This is a genomic window from Candidatus Nitrosopumilus salarius BD31, assembly GCF_000242875.2.
In the GTDB taxonomy this organism is placed as follows: domain Archaea; phylum Thermoproteota; class Nitrososphaeria; order Nitrososphaerales; family Nitrosopumilaceae; genus Nitrosopumilus; species Nitrosopumilus salarius.
Genome location: NZ_AEXL02000107.1, coordinates 1 through 1,264, shown reverse-complemented (window position 1 = coordinate 1,264; position 1,264 = coordinate 1). Strand labels below are relative to the sequence as shown.

Annotated in this window: 1 protein-coding gene and 1 pseudogene; both read left to right on the top strand. The window is 34.3% G+C overall.

Annotated features, from left to right (window positions below; genetic code table 11):
* Positions 1-226 (top strand): annotated as a pseudogene (locus BD31_RS06055) (hypothetical protein); the annotation flags it as partial.
* 170 nt (positions 227-396) lie between these two features.
* The gene (locus BD31_RS06050) at positions 397-1,122 is read left to right on the top strand and encodes a proteasome assembly chaperone family protein (protein ID WP_048097514.1); all 726 of its coding nucleotides are present in this window, start codon (positions 397-399) and stop codon (positions 1,120-1,122) included.
* Positions 1,123-1,264: the final 142 nt, after the last annotated feature.

Below are 1,264 nucleotides of genomic sequence, written 5' to 3'. Positions count from 1 at the left end.
ATATCAGCTCAAGGGAAATCCCATGACATTTTCTGATTTGTATTCAAAATCAAAAATCAGAATGAAAAAATCATTTCTAAGCTATCTACATCTATGTGTAGATTACAACTTTATCAAAAAAGAAGCAGTGGGGGCAAATATGATATACACAATTACGGATAAGGGAAGAATCATGTTGAATCTTTTCATCCATAAAGAGAGCTATCAAAAGAGCATAACTGCTTAACAATACTCAAAATGATGAATCCAAGTTCACATTAAGAGAGGACTTGGAATCTAATTTTTCTTTATAGCAACAAACTAAAATTCAGATAGAAAATTACTGAAAAGCAACTAACCCAAAACATTCAAAAGTTAGTGATTAAAGTAATTAAACAGAACAAAAGCGATAAAATTATGCAAGAGGGATTTCCAGAAGCAGAAGTATTTGAGTTAAAAAAAATAGAATTAAAAAGTCCAATAATTTTTGCAGGATTTGTAGGGGCAGGGCTTGTAGGTCCGGTTGCAATAAATCACATCATTTCTGAATTGAAAATGATAGAGATAGGAGTGATGAGATCAAAGTACCTTCCACCATCAACAGTTTTCATGAGAGGCAGATTACGACATCCATTCAGATTCTATGCAAATCAAGAAGGGACGATTTGCGCAATAATTTGCGAGATAACATTGCATATGAAAGGATTGTATTCATTAGTATCATCGATTTTGGATTGGGCAGAAGAAAAAGGATCTAAAGAAATTGTAATTCTAGACGGGGTTGCAAGTACGGAACATGATGATAAAGCATATTGCGCAGCAGAAGAGGATTTAGTAAGAACAATGGCAGAAAAGGACATCAGCATGATTCCTCAGGGATTCATCACAGGCATACCAGGCGGGATACTAAATGAATGCCTAGTAAGAGAAATTCAAGGATTGACGCTACTGGCAAAAGCAAATAGAATTTCACCAGACTCATCGGCAGCTGCAACCCTGATTGAGGCACTAAACAGATTCTACGAAATGACAATAGATACATCAGAACTCAAAAAAGACAAAGACAGAATTAATTCAGAATTCAGCGAATTATCTCAGAAATATGTAGAACATAGAGAAGAAATAGCTGGAATGTATATGTGATCGAAACAATAGGCAAATTCTTTTATTCACTGCAAATGCGCATCAAATTATGACTCTGACCTACAAAAAAGCAGGTGTAGATATTTCTAAAATTAAACAAAGTCAAAAGGCAATTGGTAAATTAATTGCATCGACTCATAAA

Bases quoted from the DNA above. Each gene is read 5' to 3' on its own strand.
- BD31_RS06050 (WP_048097514.1), top strand. From the start codon at position 397: ATGCAAGAGGGATTTCCAGAAGCAGAAGTATTTGAGTTAAAAAAAATA.